The following is a 23,821-nucleotide window of genomic DNA, read 5'->3' on the forward strand; positions in this document are numbered from 1 at the left end:
GAGAGAGAAGAAAAATCGTGGCCAGGGGGCGGAGAGAACCGGGGGGAAAATCAAGGACAAGGGGCGAAGCGGACGCCCGGTCAGGCCGTGGCCCCGGTCAGGGCGAAACCCACGCGCAGGATGCCGTGCGGCGTCACTGTGGCGGAGACCTCGCGCAGGTCACCGACGCGGATCAGGCCCCTGGTCGACGGGCCGGCGTGACCGCCCACGACGACGGGCGTGGCTCCGGAAGCGGCGGCGGCCAGCAGCCCCGCCTCGGCGTCCTCGAACACGATCGTGGCGCCGGGGCGCACCCGCAGCCTGCGGGCGGCCGTCAGATAGCCCTCGGGGTCCGGCTTCCCCCGGGTGACGTCGTCGGCGGAGACCAGGAGCCGGGGCAGCGGCAGCCCCGCGGCGCCCATCCGGCGGACCGCGAGCTCCCGGCTCGCCGAAGTGACGACCGCCCAGCGGTCCTTGGGCAGCGAGGCCAGAAGTTCCCGGGCGCCGGGCACGGCGACGATGCCCTCCGTTTCCGCGATCTCCTCGGCCACCAGCCGGGCGGTCTCGACCTCCGCGTCCACACCCGCGGGCACGAAGCGGGCGACGGTCTCGCCGGTGCGCCGGCCGTGCGCCGTCGCGAGGATCTCCTCCGCGTCGAGGCCCAGGCGGCGGGCGAACCGCCGCCAGGTGCGCTCGACGACGGGCGTCGAGTCGACGAGCGTGCCGTCCATGTCGAACAGCAGTGATTCGGCGGTCAGTTCCGCTCCTGCGGTCATCGTGTGTCCTCATCTGCCGGTCGTGACGGTGGGGCAACGGTCGGGGCGACCGTGCGGGTGACGGTGCGTGCGTGGGCCCGGGCGCGAGCGAGGTTCTCGGCGAGCCGGGCCGGGTCGCCGGCCCGGTGGTCGGTCTCCAGGACGAGGACGTCCATGCCCGCGCGCGCCCAGGCGTCGGCGATCGCGCGGCCGATGCCGGTGGAGCCGCCGACGACCAACCCCCGCTGCCCTTCGAGGGGTTCGGTGGTTGCGGGCATCAGTTCTCCAGGGTGGTGCGGTGGGGCGGTGCGATGCGCACCGCGAGCTTGATGAGGCGGCGTCCGGCAACGTTCCGGTCCCGGCTCAGCGCCAGGCGGCCCATGATCGCCGCCGCCTCGGTCAGGTCGACGGCGTGGGTGACCAGGTCGCGGTAGCGCTCGGGGGACCGGCACAACTCGGCGGCCGAAGCGAGCAGATGGGCGTTGCCGACACCTCGGTGGCCGAACAGGCGGACGGGGACGCCGGTGGTGGAGCGGACCGTGACCGTCTCGGCGGGATCGGGCAGGCCCGCGCAGTTGGCCGCGCGGACGGCCGCGAGGTCGACGCCGGGCAAGCAGGTCGGTCCCCGCGCCGGGCGGCAGCCCGCCGAGGAGGTCGACCGTCACCTCGCCACGCGCGGCGCGCAGCACGGTCTCCAGACAGGACAAAGTCGCGTCGCGGGGGGTCGCGAGCAGGACGGCGACGGGACCGTCGGCGAACGCCCCGGTCAACTCCCCGGCGCTGTCGAGGCCCTGCGTGAGCAGGACGTCGGCCCGGATCCGGGAGCGGGCGCTCCACTCCCTGCCCTGCCGGGTGTGGTGGACCAGGACGGTGCGGACGCCGTCGCCGAGCCAGTGGCGGGCGGCACGGACCGCGAGGTGCCCCACGGTGCCGTCGCCGATGACGACGAGGGTGCGCGGCCGGGCGACGGCCAGGACGGAGAAGGCGTACCTCACGGTGGCGAGCGGCTCCAGCAGGGCCGCCAGGTCCGGTTCGGGCGCCTCGCTCAGGGCGATCACCTGGCCGCCGTGGACCGCGGTGGCGGGGATGAGGGTGCGCTCCTGGAGCAGCCCGTCCACATTGTGGCCGAGGAGGAACGACGGGTCGGTGGGGTGGGTGGGATTGACGACGACGAGGGTGCCCGGGGCCAGGGCGCTGTCGACACCGTGACCCGCTGCGACCACCCGCGCGACGCCCTCGTGCCCGATGACCGGGGCGGGGTCGTCACGGAGCCCGCGCAGCATCTGCAGATCGGTGCCGCACAGACCCGCGACGAGCGGGGCGATGCTCAGCTCGCCGGCGGCCGGCGCCAGGGTCGGGCGCCGGCGGACCCGTACGGCCCCGCCTTCCCGGACGATGGCGCGGTGGACGGGCAGCGGCACCTGCTCACCGGCGCCGGCCTGCGCGTCGTCCGGTGCGACTGCCGTGCTCACAGGGGTTCTCCTCCGATTCGATGTCCTGCTGCTTCTGCGGTTTCCACGGTTCCCCGGTCCGCCGCGCGCAGTGCCGTCAGCGCGACGATGCCCGCGCCGACCAGCCCGTCGGCCTCGCCCGGTCCGCAGACGGTGAGGCGGTCGGCGATCCACTCGGGCGCGCGCTCGCCGGTGAGGTAGAGCCCGCTCCGCTCCAAGTGGCCGAGGAGCGCCCGGCGGTAGTGGCCGGCCAGCCCGACGGCCACGCCGCCGGTGAGGGCCACCTCGTCGATGTCCGGGCTCAGGCACAACGCCGTGCGCAGGACGTCGGCCACCGGGCCGGTGACCGCGGTGAGCAGGTCGTGGGCGAGCGGGTCGCCTTCCTCCAGGGCCCGGGGAAAAGCGTCCTCGAACGCGGTGCCGCGCTCGTGTTCCGCGCCGAGGCGCGAGTCCCGCCAGCGGCCCGGCTCCCGCTGCCGCAGCACCTCGGCCATGCGTCGGATGCCGGGCCCCGAGGAGTACGCCGCGACGTGGCCCGGCGTACCGCAGTCGCAGACCAGCTCGACGGGCCTGCCGGCCAGCGTCGCCGTGGCCGGCAGATGGCCGATCTCCCCCTGCAGGCCGCAGCCGTCGACGGTGCCGGTGGTCCGGTCGAGGGTCCGGCAGGCGATGCCGGTGCTGATGGTCGCGAGCAGGATCCTGCGGTGCCGCGCGCGGCCCGGTGCGGCGGCGAGGTGCACCAGGGCCGCGGTGACGTCGTTGACGACGTGCCAGGTGACGTCCGGGCGCCGTCGGCGCAGGGCGCCGAGCAGGTCGAACGGTTCACCGGCCGGGCCCCACAGCGGCGCCGACGCGTAGACGACGCAGCCGCGGTGGTCCAGTGCCGCGCCGAAGGAGATCCCGGCGACGACCCCCGCCTCGAACGGGACGGCGTCGCACAGCGCGTCGGCCATACGGGCCTGCAGCCGGCCGACCGGCTCCCCGGGGTGCCGTTCCTTGCCGGGCGAGGGCAGGACGGTCCGTTCGGTCAGTCCGTCCGTCTCCGTCCAGCGGGCCCGGCGCAGATGGGTGCCGCCGACGTCGACGACCACGATCGAGGGGTTCATGGGTCGTGGTGTCCCTACTCCGAGGCGCCGAGCGGCTCGGGGAGGGCGTCGAGCTGCGCGAGATCCTCGGCGGACAGCCGCACGTCGGCGCCGGCCGCGTTGTCCTCCAGGTACTTCAGGCGCTTGGTGCCGGGGATCGGGACGACGTGCTCGCCCTGCTCCAGCAGCCAGGCCAGGGCGACCTGGGAGAGCGTGACGCCGTGGCGGTCGGCGACGCCCCGGACGACGTCCACTATGGCGTTGTTGTGGGCCATGGCCTCCTCGCCGAAGCGCGGGAGGAACTTGCGCCAGTCGCCCTCGGGGAGGTCGGAGGGCTTGCTGAAGGCACCGGCCAGCACGCCGCGGCCCAGCGGCGAGTACGGCATGAACGCGATGCCCTGCTCGTTGCAGTGGGCCAGGACGTCACCGAGGGAGCCACGGGTGAACAGCGACGCCTCGGACTGCACGGCCGTGACGGGGTGGACCTTCTCCGCTCGCCGGATCTCCTCCAGCGACACCTCCGACAGGCCCAGCGCGCGGAGCTTGCCGGCCTGGACGAGCTCGGCGAGGGCACCCCAGCTCTCCTCCAGCGGCACGCTCGGATCGAGGCGGTGGATGAAGTACAGGTCGACGTATTCCGTGCCCAGGCGCCGGAGGCTGGCGTCGACGGCGGCCCGGAGCTGCTCGGGGCGGCCCGCGTCGGGGTGGATGCCGTTCTCGTCGACGGTCTGGCCGCCCTTGGTGGACAGCACGACCTCCGCGCGGCGGCCGGCGATGGCGCGGCCGACGAGCTCCTCATTGGTGAAGGGGCCGTAGACGTCGGCGGTGTCCAGGAGGTTGACGCCCAGTTCGAGGGCGCGGTGGATGACCTTGACCGAAGTCTCGTCGTCCCGGCCGTTGGGGTCGTAACCGAAGGACATGCCCATGGTGCCGAGGCCGATGCGGCCCACGACCGGGCCGTTCTTGCCCAGGGTGGTGGTGCGCATGCTGAGATCCGTTCTCTCGGGGGATGGATGGCCGCGCGGGTGCGCGTCACGGCCGGACGGACTGGCGGTGCCGGAAGATGTCCTTCGGGTCCCAGGTCCGCTTGACCTGCTGCAGCCTCTGGTAGTTGCCCTTGTAATAGAGCTCGGTCCAGGGGACGGAGGACTTGTTGAACTGCGGGTCGCTGATGTCCGCGTCGGGATAGTTGACGTAGCAGCCGTCCGTCAGCGCGTTGGGGACGGGTACCCCGCCGGTGTCCGCGTAGACGGCCTGGTACACGTCCCGGACCCAGGCGATGTTGACGTCGTCGTCGCCGCGGTCCTGCCAGTACGTCTCGTACGTGACCTTCATGATCGAGTCGCGCTGGGCGACGGCGGTGTCCGTCGCGGAGCGGCTGTTGATCCGTCCGCCGGTCGACGGGACGACCAGGCCGGCGAACCGCGCCTTGTGCGTCGTCGACGTCAGCTGGGTGTACAGGGTCTCGATGGCGGCCGTGGGCAGACCCTTGCGGTGGAAAGCCGACTTGTGCTTGCCGCGCATGGTCGGGTCGGTCTGCTGCGGTGCCGCGGTGCCCACGTACTTCGTCGCCCGCAGCCACGGCAGCCGGTGGGTGGTGAAGAACTGCGAGACGGCACGGTCGCCACTGCGCTGTGGCACGCCGGGGGTGTCGCTGACGCCGAGCGCCCGGTCGAGGCCGGAGAGGAAGTCCGTCAGCAGCTTGGCCGCGTTCGGGACCGTCGCGTCCATCTGCACCATCATGCCGAGGGAACCGAGGGACTTGTGGTTCAGGAACAGCCAGCTGCACAGGTCCGCGTACGGCGACTGCGGGGAGCTGTTGGCCTCCAGCCACTTCCCGTAGAAGTCGACGAGCTTGACGAAGCCTTCGCGGGTGACCTTCTCCCACGGCCACACGGCGCTGGTGACGAACACCTCGGCGGGCGGTGCGGGCAGCAGCTTGCGGGGGTCCGTACCGGTCGCGTCCAGGGAGCGGAACCAGAACTTGGTGATGATGCCGAAGTTGCCGCCGCCCCCGCCCGTGTGCGCCCAGAACAGCTCGTGGTTGGGGTCCTTGGGGTCGCGGCTCGCCACCACGCTCCGGGCGTTGCCCTGGGCGTCGACGACGACGACCTCGACGGCTTCGAGATGGTCGACGCTCAGACCGTGCCGACGCGAGAGCATGCCGTACCCGCCGCCGCTGACGTGGCCGCCGACGCCGACCGAGAAGCAGGCGCCGCCCGGGAGCGTGACGCCCCAGCTCTCGTACAGTTCCTCGTAGACCCGCAGCAGGGTGGCGCCCCCCTCGACCGCGAACGCGTTCCGCTTCTCGTCGAAGGAGACGTCGTCCATCAGGTTCATGTTGATGAGGACCTGGACCTCGGAGTGGTAGACGAAGTCCTCGAAGCAGTGGCCGCCGCCGCGGACGCTGATCCGCTTGCCGCGCCGTACGGCGTCCTGGACGGCTGCCACGACCTGCTCGGTGGTCCGGGGCAGCACGATGCGCTCGGGCTCGGCGGTCCAGCGCTGGTTGAGCCCGGAGGTGAGGTCGATGTACCTGGTGTCGTCCGGTGTCACGGTGACGGCGGGCGCCGCCGCGGTGCCAGTCGCCGGGGCCGCGGCGGCCCGCGCCGCGGGCAGGCCGATCTGGGTGGCGGCCACAGCCCCGAGCGCGGCGCCCGACCCGCGCAGCAGGAACCGGCGGCGGTCCAGATTGGTCAGGCGGCCCCCCGTACCGGCGGCCGGAGTCTTTGTGTGCAGGTTGTCGTTCACTGACTAATCCCCCGTGGAAACGATTCTCTTGGCCGCGGCACCGGTGGCCGTGGCGTGTCCGACGCGGCGCGGCCGGGCCCAGCGGCTCATGGCCGGGACCTCGACCAGCTTGTACAGGAGCCAGCCGAGCAGCAGGCTCAGGCCGAGGCTGACCGCCATGAGCCCCAGTGCTGCCGGGGTGTCCCAGTGGCGGCCGGCGGGCGGGGCCGTCGCGAGGCGCATGGGTCCGTGGGAGAGGACCAGGAAGTGCACCATGTAGAAGGCGAAGGACACCTCGCCCAGCCACAGCATGGTCCGGCCGGTGAAGACGGAGCGGGTGCCCTTGACGTCCGCGACCGCGCTGGCCGCGATCAGCAGCGCCACCGGGAGCGCGGTCGGCGCCACCATGCCGTAGGCGTGCGGGAGGAACACCATCAGGGTGTAGCCCGCGGCCAGCGAGACCAGGGCCGTCAGCCGGCTCATGCCGATCCAGCGGCCGGTCAGCACGATCCGGGCCATCAGGATGCCCAGGACGAAGTCCAGCAGCCGGGCGCCCGGGAAGAAGTACACGGTCCAGTACTCCCACCAGGACATCGGCTGGTCCGGCGCCGCGGGGCTGTCCGGGAGCAGCTGGGCCAGCGCGGGCACGGCCACAAGTGCGGCCATGACAAGGCCGACCCAGTGCCACAGCCGTTCCGGGCGGATCCTCAGGATCGGTCGGATCAGCACCGGGAAGGCCAGGTAGAACAGCAACTCGCAGGCGAGCGACCAGCTGGGCCCGTTGGGGCCGGCCATGATCTCCAGCTTGGGCACCCAGCTCTGGACGAGGAACAGGCTGGGGATCGTGTTGCCGGCCCAGACATGCATCCCCGCGGACAGCATCAGCAGCAGTCCGACGAGCCAGGTGACGAGGTGGTTGGGGAAGATCTTCATCAGGCGGCGGCGGATGAACCGCCCGGGGCTGTCCTCCGGGCGGGCGGACCAGGTCAGGACGAATCCGCTCAGGACGAAGAAGAAGCCGACGCCCAGATATCCGGCCCTGCTGAAGTACTTCCAGAAGGCGTGGTTCAGCCCGCTGTCCGTGAACGGGTTGACCACGGCGACGTGGGTGACGAAGACGAGCACGGCGGCGAGGAACCGCATGCCGGTCAGGGAGGGCAGCCGGGAGGACTTGGGGTCGACGGCCCCGGTGGTACCGACGGGCAGCGCACCGTCGGATCTGTGGGCGCTGCCAGGTATGTGGATGTCGTCGGTCGTGTGCGACATGACGTGACCGCGATCAGGCCGCGGCCGCGGGCCGCAGACCGGCCACTGCGTCCGAACTGCCCAGCCGGCGCAGGTCGTCGACGGCGACGGCGAGCTCCTCGGCCGTCACGTCGTTGACGAACGTGGCATCGCCGATCCCCACGGGCAGCGGGAGCCGCTGCTTGCCGTCGCGGTGGCGCACGGTGTCCGCCAGGGCGGCGGCCAGCAGGCCGGGCTCCAGCAGGTCGTGCCAGCGGGGCAGTTCGAGGGTGCGCATGACCCCGAGGATGCGGTCGCGCTGCTCCTCGCCGACCAGGCCGCGGCGCCAGGCGAGGACCGTGGTCAGGGCCATGTCCACGCATACCGCCTCACCGTGCAGGAGGGCGGGCAGGGCATACATCTCGACGGTGGGGCTGAAGGTGTGGCCGTAGTCGACGACGCGCTCCAGCTCGGTCTCCCAGAGGTTGGGCTGGAGCTCCTCCAGCATGCCGTGGACCGCGCGCTGCACGACCTCGGCGGCCACCCGCTGCTCGGCGGCGGTATCGCCCTGGAAGCGGACGTCGAGCAGACGGGCCCCGTGCTCCTCCAGAAGATCGAACAGGCGCGCGTCCTTGATCAGCGCCATCTTCAGGATCTCGGCCAGGCCGTTGGAGATGTGGCGGCGCTCGACGGTCAAGAGGAAGGAGCGGTCCAGCAGGGTGAGCGAGGTCTCGAAGTAGGTGCCGAGACGGTTCTTGTGGCCGTTGAAGTTCACGCCGGTCTTGACCCCGACGCCGGCGTCGACCAGGCCGATGAGCGTGGTGGGCACGCGCAGGACGGGGGTGCCGCGGCGGTAGAGGTTGGCCACCAGCCCGACGATGTCCATCAGGACACCGCCGCCGATCACGATGATCGGCTCCCGGCGGCGATCGATGCCGAAGGCGTCGATCGCCTGGGCGATGCCCGTGGCGGTGTCGAAGTCCTTCACGGTCTCGTCGACGTGCACCAGGTGGGCGTGGTAGTCGACGCCGTGGTGGTCGAAGTACTTCCGGATCCGCTCACCGTGCAACGCGTCCACGTTCTCGTCGATCACGAGGAACCGGCGGAGACGGCCCTCGGCGGTCCGGCCGCCGACGTCGAGCAAGGCGGTGCTCTGCAGGTCGAACGCGTCGTCGCAGACCCGGACTTCGTAGGACACGGGCTTGACGGCCCGAACCCGCCATGAGTCGATGCGCTCGCCCTTGGCAAAGAGCCCGGCCGAATGGACTGCTTCAGTCATTGTTCCCCCCAGAACAGACGCTCGTATGAAAATGCGTGCACGAAGCAACGATCCAAGAAGATCAAACCTTTGCGAAGGTAGCAAATGTTTTCAGGCCTCTGGAGATGGACGTCACACCGGAAGTCGGCGCAGGTGAGGGCGGTTTGAGGCAGTCCGGCCCCGGGACGCGCGTCTGCGGCACAGGACGGATCCGGCGGTGCGCGCCGGACCCGTCCGGGCCGCTAGGCCGCCAGGCCCTTGAGGCGCGCCACCGCCTCCTCCAGCACGGCGACCCGCTTGCAGAACGCGAAGCGGACGAAGGGGGCGCCCTCGGCGTGGTTGTCGTAGAAGACGGCGTTGGGGACGGCGACCACGCCCGCCCGCTCGGGGAGGCCGAGGCAGAAGGCGAGGCCGTCGCTCTCGCCCAGGGGGCGGATGTCGGTCGTGATGAAGTACGTGCCCGCCGGGCGGTGCACGGTGAAGCCCGCGTCCGTGAGCCCGGCCGCCAGCAGGTCGCGCTTGGCCCGCATGTCCGCGCGGAAGTCCTCGAAGTAGCTGTCGGGCAGCCGCAGCGCCTCCGCGATCGCGTACTGGAACGGGCCGGACGAGACGTACGTCAGGAACTGCTTGGCCGAGCGGACCGCGGTGACCAGGGCCGCCGGTGCCGTCACCCAGCCGACCTTCCAGCCGGTGAAGGAGAAGGTCTTGCCCGCCGAGCCGATGGTGACGGTGCGCTCGCGCATGCCGGGCAGGGAGGCGAGCGGGATGTGCTCCGCGCCGTCGAAGACGAGGTGCTCGTAGACCTCGTCGGAGATGACGAGGAGGTCGTGCTCGACCGCGAGGGCGGCCACGGCCGTCAGCTCCTCGCGGGTGAGCACCGTGCCGGTCGGGTTGTGCGGGGTGTTGATCAGGAGCACCCGGGTCCGGGGGGTGACCGCGTCGCGCAGCTCGTCGAGGTCCAGCCGGAAGGCCCCGTCGCGGGGGCGCAGCGTCACGGGGACCCGCTTGCCGCCGGCCATGGCGACGCAGGCCGCGTACGAGTCGTAGTACGGCTCCAGCGCTATCACCTCGTCGCCGGGCTCGACCAGCGCGAGCAGCGCGGCGGCGATCGCCTCGGTCGCGCCCGCGGTGACCAGGACCTCGGTGTCGGGGTCGTACGGCAGCGCGTAACGGTGCGCCTGGTGGTCGGCGACGGCGAGGCGCAGCTCGGGGATGCCGGGGGCGGGCGGGTACTGGTTGCCGCGGCCGTCGCGCAGGGCGCGCACGGCCGCCTCGCGGATCTCCTCGGGTCCGTCGGTGTCCGGGAAGCCCTGGCCGAGGTTGATCGCACCGGTCCGGGCCGCCAGGGCGGACATCTCCGCGAAGATGGTGGTGCCGAACTCCGCCAGGCGGCTGTTGACGGGCTTTCGGGTCATGCGTGCTCTCCCTCGACGGAACCGGACATGCGGGCACGGGACTTCTCGCAGCATTCTCACAGCCGGGTGGCGTGAGAGCACGCCTGAGGGGGTGTCAGCCGCCGCCGGGAGCGGGCGGTCGGGGAAGAGGGCCGCGAAAAGGGCCCCGCCCGAAGGCGAGGCCCTGTGTACGCCGGGTGCCGACGGCGGTTCAGCTGCCGTCCGGGTCCGCCCGGTCCAGCGCCGGGCGCGGGCCCGGGCCGGTCTCGAGCAGCAGGTAGTCGGCGGCGGCGGTGTCGGTGACCAGGCTGGTGACCAGGCCGGACCGCAGCACCGCGCCGATCGCGGCGGCCTTGCGCAGGCCACCGGCGATCGCGACGACCTCCGGTATGCGGCGCAGCCGGTCCGCCTCGACGGTGATGCAGCGCTCGCCCAGGTCGCGGCCGATGCGCCGGCCGTCGGCGTCGAAGAGGTGCGCGGACATCTCGGCAGCGGCACCGAGCGAGGCGTAGTGCGCGCGCTCCTCCTCGCCGAGCATGTCGTAGACGGTCGAGATGCCGGGCGCCCAGGAGCCGATGGACACGGCGGCCACCGTGACCTTGTCGAAGTAGTCGAAGGCCCGCGCGATGCCGGTCTGGCCGCGCAGGGCCGCGGCGGTCGCGGAGTCGGGCAGCAGCATCGGCGCGTAGATCGGGTGCGCCTCGCCGCCGGACACCTGCGCCGCGCGGCGCACGGCCTCCACCGAACCGCGCTCGGCGGTGCCCGCGTCGTAGACGCCGGTGAGCTGGACGACCGTGCACGGCGGCAGCCGGTGCAGGGCCGCGGCCATGTGGATGGTGGAACGGCCCCAGGCGAGGCCGAGGACGTCGCCCTCGTGCACCAGCTCGCCGAGCAGGTCCGCCGCCACCTCGCCGAGGTTCTCGGGGTCGGGCGCGTCGTCGGCCGCGTCGGCCGGGGACTCGACGACCACGGCGTGCCGCAGGCCGTAGCGGGCGCGCAGCGCGTCGGAGCGCTCCGCGTCCAGCTCGGCGGGCACCCGGATCTCGATCCGCACCAGATCCCGCTCCAGAGCGGTCTCCAGCACGCGGGCCACCTTGAAGCGGCTCACGCCGAACTCCTCGGCGATCTGGATCTTCGACTTGCCCTCGAGGTAGAAGCGGCGGGCCATGGCCGCCGCCTGCACCAGCTCGGCGGGCCCCATCGGCGTGGCTGAACGGCCCGTCGACACCGCGGTCTCCTCACTACTGTGTTCAAGCTGTGGACTCGACCGTCATCCTGTCAGAAACGGCGGTCCTTTGATCAGGCCCTGCGCCGCGCCGCGGTTTTTCGGGCGCGTGCGGGACCGGGTCAGTGCGCGCAGGCCCAGGGCGCGGCCGCGGTGGCCTGCTCCGCCTGTGCCCTCAGCGAGCGTACGGCGGCGGCCGGGTCCTGCGCACCGTAGACGGCGGAGCCGGCCACGAAGACGTCCGCCCCGGCCTCCGCGCAGCGCTCGATCGTCTGCGCCGACACCCCGCCGTCCACCTGGAGCCACAGCTCCAGACCGTGCCGCTGGATCAGCTCGCGGGTGCGGCGGATCTTGGGGAGCATGATGTCCAGGAACGCCTGGCCGCCGAAGCCGGGCTCCACGGTCATGATCAGCAGCATGTCGAGCTCGGGCAGCAGGTCCTCGTACGGCTCGATGGGCGTCGCGGGCTTGAGCGCCATCGAGGCGCGGGCGCCCTTGGCCCGGATCTCCCGCGCCAGCCGCACGGGCGCCGCGGCGGCCTCCGCGTGGAAGGTGACCGACCCCGCGCCCGCCTCGACGTACTGCGGGGCCCAGCGGTCCGGGTCCTCGATCATCAGGTGACAGTCGAGGGGGGTGTGCGTGGCCCTGCTGAGCGATTCGACGACCGGCACCCCGAGCGTGAGGTTGGGGACGAAGTGGTTGTCCATGACATCGACATGGAGCCAGTCGGCGCCCTCGACCGCCTTCGCCTCCTCGGCGAGGCGGGCGAAATCGGCGGAGAGGATGCTGGGGTTGATCTGCGCGGCCATGCGTTTAGCTTGCCATGTCGTGGCCACGGTTCCGATTCGGGTGCCGCTTCCCGCCACCGGGACTCGTCAGGCCGTGCGGCGCAGGAGCGCCAGGTACATCGCGTCCGTGCCGTGCAGGTGGGGCCACAGCTGGACGTCCGGGCCCTCGCCCAGCGCCGGGACCTGCTGCATCAGGGGCCGTGCGTCGATCCACTCCGCGGCCACGCCCTGCCGCTTGAGGACGTCCTCCACAACCGCCCGCGTCTCCGCGGGGTGCGGCGAGCACGTCGCGTAGCCGACGACGCCGCCGACGCGTACCGCCCGCAGCGCCTCCCGCAGCAGGTCGCGCTGGAGCGGCGCGAAGCCCGCGAGGTCCTCGGGGCGGCGGCGCCAGCGCGCCTCGGGGCGCCGGCGCAGGGCGCCGAGCCCGGTGCAGGGCACGTCGACGAGGACACGGTCGAAGGTCCCCTCCCGCCACGGCGGGCGCGTGCCGTCGGCGGCGATGACCTGGTACGGGCCGGGGTTGTCGGCCAGCGCCCGCTCGACGAGCCGGGCGCGGTGCGGCTGCTTCTCGGAGGCCAGCAGCGCGGCGCCCCGCTGCGCGGCGAGCGCGCCGAGCATGGCGGCCTTGCCACCGGGGCCGGCGCAGCCGTCCAGCCAGCGGCCGTCCGGGCCCTCCAGCGGGGCGTTCGCGAGGGCGAGGGCGACCAGCTGGCTGCCCTCGTCCTGGACGCCCGCCCGCCCCTCGCGCACGGCGTCCAGCGCGCCGGGCTCGCCGCCCTCGGCGAGCCGCACCGCGTAGGGCGACCAGCGGCCGGGCAGCGCCGACTCCTCGCCGACCGCGGCCAGCAGCTCCTGCGGCGTGGCGCGCCCCGGGCGGGCGACGAGGGTGACCTCGGGCCGCTCGTTGTCGGCGTCGAGGAGGTCCTCGATACCGGCGCGGCCGCCGCCGAGCGCGTCCCACAGCGCGGAGACGATCCACCGCGGGTGCGAGTGCACGACGGCGAGGTGCTCCTCGGGGTCGTCCTCGTAGGGCGGGGCGACCTTCTCCAGCCAGCCGTCGAGGTCGTGCGCGGTGATCCGGCGCAGGACGGCGTTGACGAACTTCGCCCGGCCGTCACCGAGCACGACCCGCGCCAGCTCGACGCTGGCCGACACCGCCGCGTGCGGCGGGATGCGGGTGCCGAGCAACTGGTGCGCGCCCAGGCTCAGTACGTCCAGCACGGGCGGGTCGACCTCGCGCAGCGGCCGGTCGACGCAGGCGGCGATGATCGCGTCGTACGTCCCCTGGCGGCGCAGCGTCCCGTAGACCAGCTCGGTGGCGAGCGCGGCGTCGCGCGCGTCGATGCCGCCGTTCTCCTTGCCCTTCTCACGGGCCTTGCGCAGCAGCGGCGGCAGCACGAGGTTCGCGTACGCGTCCCGCTCGTCCACGGCCCGCAACGCCTCGAAGGCGAGGATGCGCACCGGGTCCTTCTTGGGCCGGCGGTGCGGTCTTGCGGGGCGGCGAGGGGCCTGATCGTTCACGAAGGTGCTCCGGAAGCTGGGTGGTGAAGCCTCCAGCGTACGCGGTGGCCCACGAGGCGGACCTTCCAGCCCGTCCGGCGTTTGAGGACACCGCGCGAAGCGCGGTCCGGGGGTCCGGGGGCGCAAGCCCCCGGTGTCGAAAACCTACCCGTCGAGCCGCTCGCCCTCGGAGATCCGGACGCCGCGCGCCCAGTCCGCGGCGGCCATCGGCTTCTTGCCCTGCGGCTGCACCCACTGCAGTTCCACCGCGTGCGAACCGGTGCCCACGTGCACGGAGTTCTTCGCGGCCGCGATCTCCCCGGGCGCGAGACCGTCACGGCCGGGCGCGGGCGAGACCGCCATCACCTTCAGCCGCTCGCCGCGGAAGACCGTCCACGCGCCCGGCGCGGGCGCGCAGCCGCGCACCACGCGGTCGACCCGCAGCGCGGGCACGGACCAGTCCAGCCGCGCGTCCTCGACCTGGATCTTCGGGGCGAGGGAGATGCCGTCCGCGGGCTGCGGCACGGCATCGAGGGTGCCGTCCTCGATGCCGTCCATGGTGGCGGTGAGCAGCCCGGCGCCCGCGAAGGCGAGGCGGGTCAGCAGATCGCCGCTGGTGTCGGTGGGCCGGACCTCCTCGGTGAGCACGCCGAAGACGGGCCCGGAGTCCAGCCCCTCCTCGATCTGGAAGGTCGAGGCCCCGGTGACCTCGTCGCCCGCGAGGATCGCGTGCTGGACGGGGGCGGCGCCGCGCCACGCGGGCAGCAGCGAGAAGTGGAGGTTGACCCAGCCGTGCGCCGGGATCTCCAGCGCGGCCTTGGGCAGCAGGGCGCCGTAGGCGACGACCGGGCAGGCGTCGGGGGCGATCTCCCGCAGCCGGGCGAGGAAGTCCGGATCGCGCGGCCGGGCGGGCTTGAGCACCTCGATGCCCGCCTCCTCGGCGCGCTCGGCGACGGGGCTGGCGACCAGTCGGCGGCCGCGCCCGGCGGGGGCGTCGGGCCGGGTGACGACGGCGACGACCTCATGGCGGCCGGAGGCGATCAGGGCGTCGAGGGCGGGGACGGCGACCTCGGGGGTACCGGCGAAGACGAGCCTCATGGGTGGCGAACTACCTCTCCTCGAGCGCCGAACGGAACAGCCCACCAGTCTAGGCGCCCGGGGATCAGGGGGCGTACGGGCCGTCCCGCGCCCCATTCCGGAGGATGTGCGCCCCCATACCGTGACCCGGCGGGCCGTGGCGCGTTGTGGTCAAGAGAGATTGACCTGAACGGGCCGCTGCCGCGGCCCGCTTGCGTTGGATGTCAACTCTCGCCCTTTTTTAGTCCTTTTACCCCGCCGGTCCGAGAGGCTTCTTCATGGCCGACCACGCAACCCACGACGCCCAGGCACGGGCCAGCCTGCATCTTCTGGTCCGGGACATCGAGCGGGTCCGCAGGCAGGTGGACGCCCTGCGCACCCTCACCGCTCAGCTGGGCAACGTCTACCGCCCGCGGCGCACCGGCCCGTCCGCCGGTTTCGTCGTCTACGGGCGGGCGCCCGCACCGACCGTCCGGCTGGCCCAGGAGCTGCGGGACAGCGTCGAGACGCTGGTGACGGCGGCGGTGGACTTCGACCGCTCGCTGGGCTTCTCGTGGGACGCGGTGGGTTCGGCGCTGGGCGTCACCAAGCAGGCGGTGCACCGGCGCTACGGAGCGCGCCGCTCCACCGGGCAGGCCGGCGCCGAGGGCGCGGAGGCGGTCCGTACGGCCGAGCCGTCCGCCGTGCCGGTCGTGCCCGCCGCCCGCGCGGTGCCGGGCCAGCCCTCCGTCGCGCGCGACGAGCCGAGGCCACCGGCCTTCCCGGGCCCGCGCAACGGCTGACGCGCGACGGCCGACGCGCAACGCCCGAGCGCGCGTCGTCGGCCCGGCCCCGCCGTACGCCCGGGCGCACGGGACGTCAGCCGATGTCCGGCGGGTCGATCCGCAGCCGCACCGGCTCGCCGTCGCGGCGCGCCAGCCGGGCCGCCCGGCCCCTCTTGAGCGCCGCCGCCAGCTCGCCGCCCTGCCCCGGGCGGACCCGTACCAGCGCGCGCTCCCAGTGCTCCCCCGGCGGTGGGTCACCCGCGCGGCGCGGGCGGCCCGGCAGGGTCACGGGCAGCGGCACCGGGCCGAGGACCTCCGCCCCCGCGGGCAGCTCCGCCGACGCGATCAGATCCGCGACGGCTTCCGGGGGCCCGGCCACCGACGCCATCCGGGACACGGGCGGGAAGCCCAGCTCCGCGCGGTCCGCGAGCTCGCGGACCGCGTGCCCGGCCGGGTCCCAGCGGACCAGCGCCTGCACGGGCCGCAGGGTGGGCTCGGCGACGACGACCACGGTGCCGCCCGCGTCCTGGCCGCGCACCAGCGCGGCGGCGCCCAGCCAGCGGCGCAGCGCCTCCTCGCCCGCACGCAGGTCGGGGCGGCCGAGCATCGCCCAGCCGTCCAGCAGCAGGGCCGCCGCGTAGCCGCCCTCTGCGACCGGCTCGGCGCCGGGCGTGGAGACGATCAGGGCGGGCCGGTCGGGGACGGTGTCGAGCACATGGTCACGCCCCGAGGTCCGTACGGGCACGGCAGGGAAGGCCCGGCCCAGCTCCTCGGCGGTCCGCCCGGCGCCCACGACCATGGCGCGCAGGCGCGTGCCCCCGCACTCGGCGCAGTGCCAGTCCGGGGCCTGCCGGGCGCACCAGCCGCAGTGCAGTCCGCCGTCGCCGCCGCGGGCCTCCAGCGGGCCCGCGCAGTGCGCGCAGCGCGCGGGCTCCCGGCAGCGCTCGCAGGCCAGCCGCGGCACATACCCGCGGCGCGGCACCTGGACGAGCACCGGGCCGTGTTTGAGGCCCTCCCGCGCGACCTGCCAGGCGAGCGTGGGCAGCCGGGCGGCGCGCGCGGCCTCGTCCCGCGCCTGCTCGGCGTCGCCGACCGTACGGATCAGCGGCGCCGCCGCCCGGACCTGCTCGCGGGCGGCCGTCAGCGGCAGCGCCCAGCCGGTGTCCACCAGCTGGGCCGCCTCGACCGTGCAGCCGAAGCCGCCGAGCAGGAACGCCGCCTTCTCATGGGCCGCCCGCAGCAGCAGCACCTCGCGCGCGTGCGGCTGGGGTGCGTGCTGCTCGCTGTGGCTGGAGTCGCCGTCGTCCCAGATGGCCGCGAGGCCCAGGTCGCGCACGGGCGCGAACATCGCGGCCCGGGTGCCGACCACCGCCCGCACGGAGCCCCGGCTGACCGCGAGCCAGCGGCGGTAGCGCTCCTCCGGCCCGGTCTCCGCCGTCAGCAGCACATGGCGGCCCTCGCCGAGCAGCGCGGTCAGTGCCGCGTCGACGCGGGCGGCGCAGCGGCCGTCCGGCACGACGATCAGCACGCCCCGGCCCGAGGACAGCGCGGCGGCGGCGGCGCGCGCCAGCTCGTCCGGCCAGTGCGGGCCGGGCAGCGCCGTCCACACCGCGCGCGGTGAGTCACCGCGGGCCACGGCGGCGAGATAGGCGGGCCCGGTGGCATAGCGCGACCAGCTGCCGGGCTCCGGAGCGGCGGGCGGCGGCAGCGGCTCGGGGGACGCGGCGGCCTCCGCGCGGGCCCTGCGCGGCGGCACGGCCAGCTGCACGACGTCCGCGAGGGTGCCGGCATAGCGGTCGGCGACCGCGCGGCAGAGCTTCAGCAGCTCCGGCCCGAGCACCGGCTCCGGGGACAGCACCTGGGCGAGGGGGGCCAGCGGGCCGCGGTACTCGCTCTCGGCGAGGCGCTCGACGATGAACCCGTTGTGCAGCTCGCCGCCCTCGCGCCGCCCCTTGGCGACCCGGGCCCCGAACCGCACCCGCACCCGCGCCCCGGGCCGCGCCTCGGCGTCCATCGCCGCGGGCACGGCGTAGTCGAAATACTGGTCGAGGTGGATGAGCCCCTTGTCGACGAGCACCCGCGCCACCGGGAACTCCTCGGCCAGCGCCGCCCCCCGCCACGTCCGCGGCTTGGCCCGCGGCACCTTGGCCTGCCGCACGGTCTCCCGGATCAGCGCAAGCTGCTCCCCGCCCTGCGGCTCCCCCGCCCCCTTGTCGCTGCTCACAGCTCAAGTCTTAGCAGACCCCACTGACAACGCGGCCCCGCGTACGACAGCGGCCCGGCCACCCCGCTTCAGGGGTGGCCGGGCCGCTGTCGTACGTGCCTGGTGCGGAACCTACAGGCCCGCTGCCTTCTTCAGGGCGTCCACGCGGTCCGTGCGCTCCCAGGTGAAGTCCGGGAGCTCGCGGCCGAAGTGGCCGTAGGCGGCGGTCTGCGCGTAGATCGGGCGCAGGAGGTCCAGGTCGCGGATGATCGCGGCCGGGCGGAGGTCGAAGACCTCGGCGATCGCCGTCTCGATCTTCTCGACGTCGACGGTGGCGGTGCCGAAGGTCTCGACGAACAGACCCACCGGCTCGGCCTTGCCGATCGCGTACGCGACCTGCACCTCGCAGCGGGTGGCCAGACCGGCGGCGACGACGTTCTTGGCGACCCAGCGCATCGCGTACGCGGCGGAGCGGTCGACCTTGGACGGGTCCTTGCCGGAGAAGGCACCGCCGCCGTGGCGGGCCATGCCGCCGTAGGTGTCGATGATGATCTTGCGGCCGGTGAGGCCGGCGTCGCCCATCGGGCCGCCGATCTCGAAGCGGCCGGTCGGGTTCACCAGGAGGCGGTAGCCCTCGGTGTCCAGCTTGATGCCGTCCTCGACGAGCTCCTTGAGGACGTGCTCCACGACGAACTCGCGGATGTCGGGCGCGAGCAGCGAGTCCAGGTCGATGTCGGACGCGTGCTGGGAGGAGACCACCACGGTGTCCAGGCGGACGGCCTTGTTGCCGTCGTACTCGATGGTGACCTGGGTCTTGCCGTCGGGGCGCAGGTAGGGGATGGTCCCGTTCTTGCGGACCTCCGACAGGCGGCGGGACAGGCGGTGCGCGAGGTGGATCGGGAGCGGCATCAGCTCCGGCGTCTCGTCGCACGCGTAGCCGAACATCAGGCCCTGGTCGCCCGCGCCCTGCTTGTCGAGCTCGTCCTCGTCGCCCTCGACACGGCTCTCGTACGCCGTGTCGACGCCCTGCGCGATGTCCGCGGACTGCGCGCCGATGGACACCGACACGCCGCAGGAGGCGCCGTCGAAGCCCTTCTTGGAGGAGTCGTAGCCGATCTCGAGGATCTTGTTGCGGACGAGCGTGGCGATCGGGGCGTAGGCCTTCGTCGTCACCTCGCCGGCGACGTGCACCAGGCCGGTGGTGATCAAGGTCTCGACGGCGACGCGCGAGGTCGGGTCCTCTTTGAGGAGCGCGTCGAGAATGGTGTCGCTGATCTGGTCAGCGATCTTGTCGGGGTGACCCTCGGTCACGGACTCCGAGGTGAACAGGCGGCGGGACACATCGCTCCCTGGGGTTGCAGCGGCTGCTGGCTGATCATTGACGGACCCGGCCGAGAGCTGCGCTCGACGCGGGATCCAGAGGTCAGTTTATCCGGCGTTCCCGCCATTGGGACATCCTGTCGCGCATCCACGGCGCCGTGACCTGTGATCCCCGCCTCAGGCAACGCCCCGGCACATCAGGAGAGGCGCTCGGCCACCAGGTCCCAGACGGTCTCGGCGAGGGTCTCCTTCGGCCCGTACGGGACCGGGGTCTCGGAGCCGTCGGGGGCGAGGACCACGGCCTCGCTCGCTTCCGCGCCGAAGGTCTTGCGCTCCCCCACTTCATTGACGACCAGCAGGTCACAGCCCTTGCGGGCGAGCTTGGCCCGGCCGTTGGCGAGCACGTCGTCGGTCTCGGCGGCGAAGCCCACGACGATCTGCCCGGGGCGGGCCCGGGCGACGGAAAGCTCGGCGAGCACATCGGGGTTGCGGACGAGCTCGACGGGCGCGGGCTCCTGCCCGTCCCGCTTCTTGATTTTGCCCTCGGCGTAGTGCGCGGGCCGGAAATCGGCGACCGCGGCGGCCATGACCACCGCGTCGGCGTCGGCCGCGGCCTCGATCACGGCCTCCCGCAGCTGTATCGCGGTGCCGACCCGGACCACGTCGGCCCCGGCGGGGTCCGGCAGCGCGGTGTTGGCGGCGACGAGGGTGACCCGGGCGCCCCGGGCCACGGCGGTACGGGCCAGGGCGTAGCCCTGCTTGCCGGAGGAGCGGTTGCCGAGGAAGCGGACGGGGTCCAGGGGCTCCCGGGTGCCGCCCGCGCTGATGACCACGTGGCGGCCGGCCAGGTCGGCCTCCTGGGCCCGGGCGCCGCGGGCCAGCACCCGGCGGCAGACCTCGAAGATCGCCTCGGGGTCGGGGAGGCGGCCCTTGCCGGTGTCGACGCCGGTGAGGCGGCCGACGGCGGGCTCGATGACGATCGCGCCGCGGCGGCGCAGGGTCGCCACGTTCTCCTGGGTGGCCGGGTTCTCCCACATCTCGGTGTGCATGGCGGGCGCGAAGACGACCGGGCAGCGCGCGGTGAGCAGCGTGTTGGTCAGCAGGTCGTCGGCGAGGCCGTGGGCGGCCTTGGCCAGCATGTCGGCGGTGGCCGGCGCGACCACGACGAGCTGCGCCTCCTGGCCGATGCGCACGTGCGGCACCTCGTGGACGGAGTCCCACACCTGGGTGGCCGCGGGGTGGCCGGAGAGCGCGGACCAGGTGGCCTCGCCGACGAAGTGCAGGGAGGCGGCCGTCGGTACGACGCGTACGTCGTGCCCCGACTCGGTGAGGCGGCGCAGCAGCTCGCACGCCTTGTATGCGGCGATCCCGCCGCTGACCCCCAGGACGACCTTGGGCTTGTCCATCGCTTCGCTTCTCCCCGCGCTCTCGCACACTTCCGTGGGTCTACCTACCCCATGACACACCAAGGGCCCGGCAGCGGCGCTGCCGGGCCCTCGATGACGTCGAAACGAGCCGTTTACTGGGCCGGGGCCTCGATGGCCTCGGAGGTCAGCAGACCGGCGTTGATCTCGCGGAGCGCGATGGAGAGCGGCTTCTCGTGGACGTGGGTGTCCACCAGCGGGCCGACGTACTCCAGCAGGCCCTCACCGAGCTGCGAGTAGTACGCGTTGATCTGGCGGGCACGCTTGGCGGCGTAGATCACCAGGCTGTACTTCGAGTCGGTTGCCTCGAGCAGCTCATCAATCGGCGGGTTGATGATGCCCTCGGGCGCGGTGATGGAAGAGGACACTGTCTGCCTTCCGATGGGGGTGGAGATCAAGAACTTCGGGGTCTGGGGATACCCCCAGTTCAACGCAGCAAGGCTAGCAGCTCGCGCGCCACGTCCTCGACGGAGGTGTTGACGAGCGTCACATCGAACTCGGACTCGGCGGCCAGCTCGATCCTGGCCGCGGCCAGGCGCCGCTCGATGACCTCGGGCGACTCCGTGCCCCGGCCGGTGAGCCGGCGGACCAGCTCGTCCCAGCTCGGCGGCGCGAGGAAGACCAGCCGGGCGTCCGCCATGCTCTCGCGGACCTGCCGGGCGCCCTGGAGGTCGATCTCCAGCAGCACCGGCTGCCCCGCGGCCAGCCGGTCGAGGACCGGCTGGCGCGGGGTGCCGTAGCGGTTGCCCGCGAACTCGGCCCACTCCAGCAGCTCCCCGTTGGCGACGAGCTTGTCGAACTGCTCGTCGTCGACGAAGAAATACTGGACGCCCTCCCGCTCGCCGGGTCGCGGCTTGCGGGTGGTGGCGGAGACCGAGAGCCACACCTCGGGGTGGGCCTTGCGCATGTGGGCGACGACCGTGCTCTTGCCGACCCCGGAGGGGCCGGAGAGCACGGTCAGCCGCGGTTGTCTGGCCGGGGATACGGGGGACGTCCCCCGGGAGACTGCAGTACTCATGCAGTGATTATCCCGGTTCCCGGGAGTGCCTGGGAACGTCAGGCGGCCTTGCCGCCGAACTCACGCTCCAGTGACGCGATCTGGTTGGAGCCGAGACCGCGCACCCGGCGGCTCTCGGAGATCCCGAGCCGCTCCATGATCTGCTTGGCGCGGACCTTGCCCACGCCGGGAAGGCTTTCCAGGAGTGCGCTCACCTTCATCTTGCCGATGACCTCGTTCTCCTGGCCCTGCTTGATCACATCGTGCAGCGAGGCGCCGGAGTGCTTGAGCCGATTCTTGACCTCGGCGCGCTCCCGGCGAGCCGCGGCGGCCTTTTCGAGCGCGGCTGCGCGCTGTTCAGGGGTAAGGGGCGGAAGAGCCACGCCTACGTCACCTCGGATATCGAACTGTCGGATAACGGACCGGTGTGGAACCTAGTCGGCCCACACCTGCGGAGCAACGCGCAACGCGCTTGCACGTTCGCTCTCGTCGGAGACTAGCGGCCGATCCCGCTCCAGTCAGCGAGAACAGACGAAAAGTCCTGGTCAGACTCGCTCGACCAGGACTTTTCCGGACATACTGGCCGACAATTCTTGTCCGGGATTGGCGCTAACCTGCCGTCGGGCCATCCGATTCCACCGCGGCCCGCACCTCGTCCGCGAACCGCCCGGCGCTCTCGCGCAGCGCGGCGACGTCCGGACCGTGCCGCAGCACGCCCCGGCTGACGTTCGGGACGACGTCGCGGACGGCCGCGCCGAAGACCTTCGGCAGGTCGGCCGCGGTCGCGCCCTGCGCGCCGATGCCGGGGGCGAGCAGCGGGCCGTTGATCGCCAGGTCGGCCCCGGCGGCGGCGAGCGAGTCGCCCAGCGTCGCGCCGACGACCGCGCCGTACGAGCCCATGGGCGCGGCGCCCGCGTTCTCGGCCCGCAGGTGGTCCAGCATGGTCGCCGCGACGCTCGCGCCACCGGCCCGCACCGCGTGCTGCACCTCCGCGCCCTCGGGGTTCGAGGTGAGCGCGAGGACGAAGACGCCGGTGCCGCTCTCGCGCGCCAGGTCCAGCGCCGGGCGCAGCGAGCCGTAGCCGAGGTAGGGGCTGACCGTGACGGCGTCCGAGAAGAGCGGCGACGCGGGGTCGAGGTAGGTGGCGGCGTACGCGGCCATGGTGGAGCCGATGTCGCCCCGCTTGGCGTCCATGAGGACCAGCGCGCCGGCCTCCCGGGCGTCGGCGACGGCCCGCTCCAGGACGGCGATGCCGCGCGAGCCGAAGCGCTCGAAGAAGGCGGACTGCGGCTTGAGGACGGCGACGCGGTCGGCGAGCGCCTCCACGACGGTGTGCGTGAAGCGCTCCAGGCCGGCGATGTCGTCGGAGAGGCCCCAGTCGGCGAGGAGCGAGGCGTGCGGGTCGATGCCGACGCAGAGCGGGCCGCGCTCGTCCATGGCCCGGCGCAGGCGGGTGCCGAAGGGTTCCAGGGTCATGCGGTCACCTTCCGGTGCTCGGCGCCGACCGCGTCGGCGAGGGTGGCGTACGGGCTGGCGGCCAGCTTCTCGGCGAGGCCCCGGTGGATGCGGCGGCACCAGAAGGGGCCCTCGTAGATGAAGGCGCTGTAGCCCTGGACCAGGGTCGCGCCCGCCAGGATGCGCTCCCAGGCGTCCTCGGCGGTCTCGACGCCCCCGACGCCCACCAGCGTGATCCGGTCGCCCACACGGGCGTACAGGCGGCTCAGGACCTCCAGCGAGCGGGCCTTGAGGGGGGCGCCGGACAGGCCGCCCGCGCCGATGGCCTCGACGGTGCGCTTCGGGGTCGCGAGGCCGAGGCCGTCGCGGGCGATGGTGGTGTTGGTGGCGATGATGCCGTCCAGGCCGAGCTCGACGGCGAGGTCGGCGACGGCGTCGACGTCCTCGTCGGCCAGATCGGGGGCGATCTTCACCAGCAGCGGCACCCGGCGGGTGGTGACCGTGCGGTCGGCGGCCTCGCGGACGGCGCTCAGCAGCGGGCGCAGCGCCTCGGTGGCCTGGAGGTTGCGCAGGCCCGGCGTGTTCGGGGAGGAGACGTTGACGACGAGGTAGTCGGCGTGGGCGGCGAGGCGCTCGGTGGAGGTGACGTAGTCGGCGACGGCCTCCTCCTCGGGGACGACCTTGGTCTTGCCGATGTTCACGCCGACCGTCGTCCCGAAGACCGGGTTGCGGGCCGCGAGGCGCTCCGCGACGGCCGCCGAGCCGTCGTTGTTGAAGCCCATGCGGTTGATGAGCGCGCGGTCCGCGACGAGGCGGAAGAGGCGCTTCCTGGGGTTGCCGGGCTGGGGCTGCGCGGTGACGGTGCCGATCTCGACGTGGTCGAAGCCGAGCATCGCCATGCCGTCGATCGCGGCGGCGTTCTTGTCGAAGCCCGCGGCGAGCCCGAAGGGCCCATGCATCCGCAGGCCCAGGGCCTCGGTGCGCAGCGCCTTGTGGCGGGGGGCGAGGACGGCCGCGACGAAGGTCCGCAGGACCGGCACGCGGGCGGCGGCGCGGATCCAGGCGAAGGCCAGGTGGTGGGCCTTCTCCGGGTCCATGCGCTTGAAGAGCAGGTCGAAGAGGAGACGGTACATTTCAAGCCTTCTTGGGCGAGGAGGGGCGAGGGGCTCACGAAGAGGGGGACACCTTC

General features: G+C 73.2%; 21 protein-coding genes. 1 reads left to right on the forward strand and 20 read right to left on the reverse strand.

The features are described from left to right. Positions 1-80: 80 nt before the first annotated feature. From DXZ73_RS10280 to fmt, 12 genes are all read right to left on the reverse strand, one after another. On the reverse strand, positions 81-755 hold the full coding sequence (locus DXZ73_RS10280; protein WP_116210703.1) for an HAD-IA family hydrolase: 675 nt from the start codon (positions 753-755) through the stop codon (positions 81-83). Beyond that, positions 752-2,206 carry an MDR/zinc-dependent alcohol dehydrogenase-like family protein gene (locus tag DXZ73_RS10285; protein ID WP_162890139.1) on the reverse strand — a complete coding sequence of 485 codons (1,455 nt, stop codon included), beginning with the start codon at positions 2,204-2,206 and terminating at the stop codon, positions 752-754. The genes DXZ73_RS10280 and DXZ73_RS10285 overlap by 4 nt, the downstream gene beginning before the upstream one ends. Then, positions 2,203-3,291 carry an ROK family protein gene (locus DXZ73_RS10290; RefSeq protein ID WP_116210704.1) on the reverse strand — a complete coding sequence of 363 codons (1,089 nt, stop codon included), beginning with the start codon at positions 3,289-3,291 and terminating at the stop codon, positions 2,203-2,205. Before DXZ73_RS10290 ends, DXZ73_RS10285 begins: the two co-directional genes overlap by 4 nt. Positions 3,292-3,305: 14 nt before the next feature. Next, a complete protein-coding gene (locus tag DXZ73_RS10295; RefSeq protein ID WP_116210705.1) occupies positions 3,306-4,256 on the reverse strand; it encodes an aldo/keto reductase in 951 nt (316 codons plus the stop codon). 46 nt (positions 4,257-4,302) lie between these two features. Next, positions 4,303-6,021 carry an FAD-binding oxidoreductase gene (locus DXZ73_RS10300; protein ID WP_240351293.1) on the reverse strand — a complete coding sequence of 573 codons (1,719 nt, stop codon included), beginning with the start codon at positions 6,019-6,021 and terminating at the stop codon, positions 4,303-4,305. A 3-nt stretch (positions 6,022-6,024) separates the two neighbouring features. Next, positions 6,025-7,266, reverse strand: coding sequence for an acyltransferase family protein (locus DXZ73_RS10305; RefSeq protein WP_116210706.1), 1,242 nt, complete (start codon positions 7,264-7,266; stop codon positions 6,025-6,027). Between the two features lie 13 nt (positions 7,267-7,279). After that, a complete protein-coding gene (locus DXZ73_RS10310; protein ID WP_116210707.1) occupies positions 7,280-8,503 on the reverse strand; it encodes a sedoheptulose 7-phosphate cyclase in 1,224 nt (407 codons plus the stop codon). A 221-nt stretch (positions 8,504-8,724) separates the two neighbouring features. Continuing rightward, the gene (locus DXZ73_RS10315) at positions 8,725-9,897 is read right to left on the reverse strand and encodes a pyridoxal phosphate-dependent aminotransferase (protein ID WP_116210708.1); all 1,173 of its coding nucleotides are present in this window, start codon (positions 9,895-9,897) and stop codon (positions 8,725-8,727) included. Between the two features lie 190 nt (positions 9,898-10,087). Further along, positions 10,088-11,077, reverse strand: a complete 990-nt coding sequence (locus DXZ73_RS10320; RefSeq protein WP_205519335.1) for a sugar-binding transcriptional regulator — start codon at positions 11,075-11,077, stop codon at positions 10,088-10,090. 146 nt (positions 11,078-11,223) lie between these two features. Continuing rightward, the gene (gene rpe, locus DXZ73_RS10325; protein ID WP_116210710.1) at positions 11,224-11,910 is read right to left on the reverse strand and encodes a ribulose-phosphate 3-epimerase; all 687 of its coding nucleotides are present in this window, start codon (positions 11,908-11,910) and stop codon (positions 11,224-11,226) included. Between the two features lie 66 nt (positions 11,911-11,976). Next, the gene (locus DXZ73_RS10330; RefSeq protein WP_116210711.1) at positions 11,977-13,413 is read right to left on the reverse strand and encodes an RsmB/NOP family class I SAM-dependent RNA methyltransferase; all 1,437 of its coding nucleotides are present in this window, start codon (positions 13,411-13,413) and stop codon (positions 11,977-11,979) included. Positions 13,414-13,557: 144 nt separating this feature from the next. Then, positions 13,558-14,490: a methionyl-tRNA formyltransferase gene (gene fmt / locus DXZ73_RS10335; RefSeq protein WP_116210712.1), complete on the reverse strand. Its 933-nt coding sequence runs from the start codon at positions 14,488-14,490 to the stop codon at positions 13,558-13,560. Positions 14,491-14,747: 257 nt separating this feature from the next. Between fmt and DXZ73_RS10340 the strand changes: the two genes are divergently transcribed. Continuing rightward, positions 14,748-15,251, forward strand: a complete 504-nt coding sequence (locus DXZ73_RS10340; protein WP_116210713.1) for a hypothetical protein — start codon at positions 14,748-14,750, stop codon at positions 15,249-15,251. A 76-nt stretch (positions 15,252-15,327) separates the two neighbouring features. Here DXZ73_RS10340 and DXZ73_RS10345 read toward each other — a convergent pair whose 3' ends face one another. The 8 genes from DXZ73_RS10345 to DXZ73_RS10380 form a co-directional block, all read right to left on the reverse strand. Then, on the reverse strand, positions 15,328-17,457 hold the full coding sequence (locus DXZ73_RS10345; RefSeq protein ID WP_116210714.1) for a primosomal protein N': 2,130 nt from the start codon (positions 17,455-17,457) through the stop codon (positions 15,328-15,330). A gap of 111 nt (positions 17,458-17,568) precedes the next feature. Beyond that, a complete protein-coding gene (gene metK / locus DXZ73_RS10350) occupies positions 17,569-18,777 on the reverse strand; it encodes a methionine adenosyltransferase (RefSeq protein WP_116210715.1) in 1,209 nt (402 codons plus the stop codon). Positions 18,778-18,953: 176 nt separating this feature from the next. Next, positions 18,954-20,162 carry a bifunctional phosphopantothenoylcysteine decarboxylase/phosphopantothenate--cysteine ligase CoaBC gene (gene coaBC / locus DXZ73_RS10355; RefSeq protein ID WP_116210716.1) on the reverse strand — a complete coding sequence of 403 codons (1,209 nt, stop codon included), beginning with the start codon at positions 20,160-20,162 and terminating at the stop codon, positions 18,954-18,956. Between the two features lie 113 nt (positions 20,163-20,275). Continuing rightward, the gene (rpoZ, locus tag DXZ73_RS10360) at positions 20,276-20,548 is read right to left on the reverse strand and encodes a DNA-directed RNA polymerase subunit omega (protein ID WP_004948662.1); all 273 of its coding nucleotides are present in this window, start codon (positions 20,546-20,548) and stop codon (positions 20,276-20,278) included. A gap of 59 nt (positions 20,549-20,607) precedes the next feature. Next, on the reverse strand, positions 20,608-21,198 hold the full coding sequence (gmk, locus tag DXZ73_RS10365) for a guanylate kinase (protein ID WP_116210717.1): 591 nt from the start codon (positions 21,196-21,198) through the stop codon (positions 20,608-20,610). A gap of 38 nt (positions 21,199-21,236) precedes the next feature. Continuing rightward, positions 21,237-21,560 carry an integration host factor gene (locus DXZ73_RS10370; protein WP_116210718.1) on the reverse strand — a complete coding sequence of 108 codons (324 nt, stop codon included), beginning with the start codon at positions 21,558-21,560 and terminating at the stop codon, positions 21,237-21,239. A gap of 226 nt (positions 21,561-21,786) precedes the next feature. Beyond that, positions 21,787-22,653 carry an orotidine-5'-phosphate decarboxylase gene (gene pyrF / locus DXZ73_RS10375; RefSeq protein ID WP_116210719.1) on the reverse strand — a complete coding sequence of 289 codons (867 nt, stop codon included), beginning with the start codon at positions 22,651-22,653 and terminating at the stop codon, positions 21,787-21,789. Beyond that, positions 22,650-23,765, reverse strand: coding sequence for a quinone-dependent dihydroorotate dehydrogenase (locus tag DXZ73_RS10380; RefSeq protein WP_116210720.1), 1,116 nt, complete (start codon positions 23,763-23,765; stop codon positions 22,650-22,652). Before DXZ73_RS10380 ends, pyrF begins: the two co-directional genes overlap by 4 nt. Between the last annotated feature and the right edge of the window lie 56 nt (positions 23,766-23,821).

The sequence above is a fragment of the Streptoverticillium olivoreticuli subsp. olivoreticuli genome (genome assembly GCF_003391135.1).
Taxonomy (GTDB): Bacteria; Actinomycetota; Actinomycetes; order Streptomycetales; family Streptomycetaceae; genus Streptomyces; species Streptomyces blastmyceticus.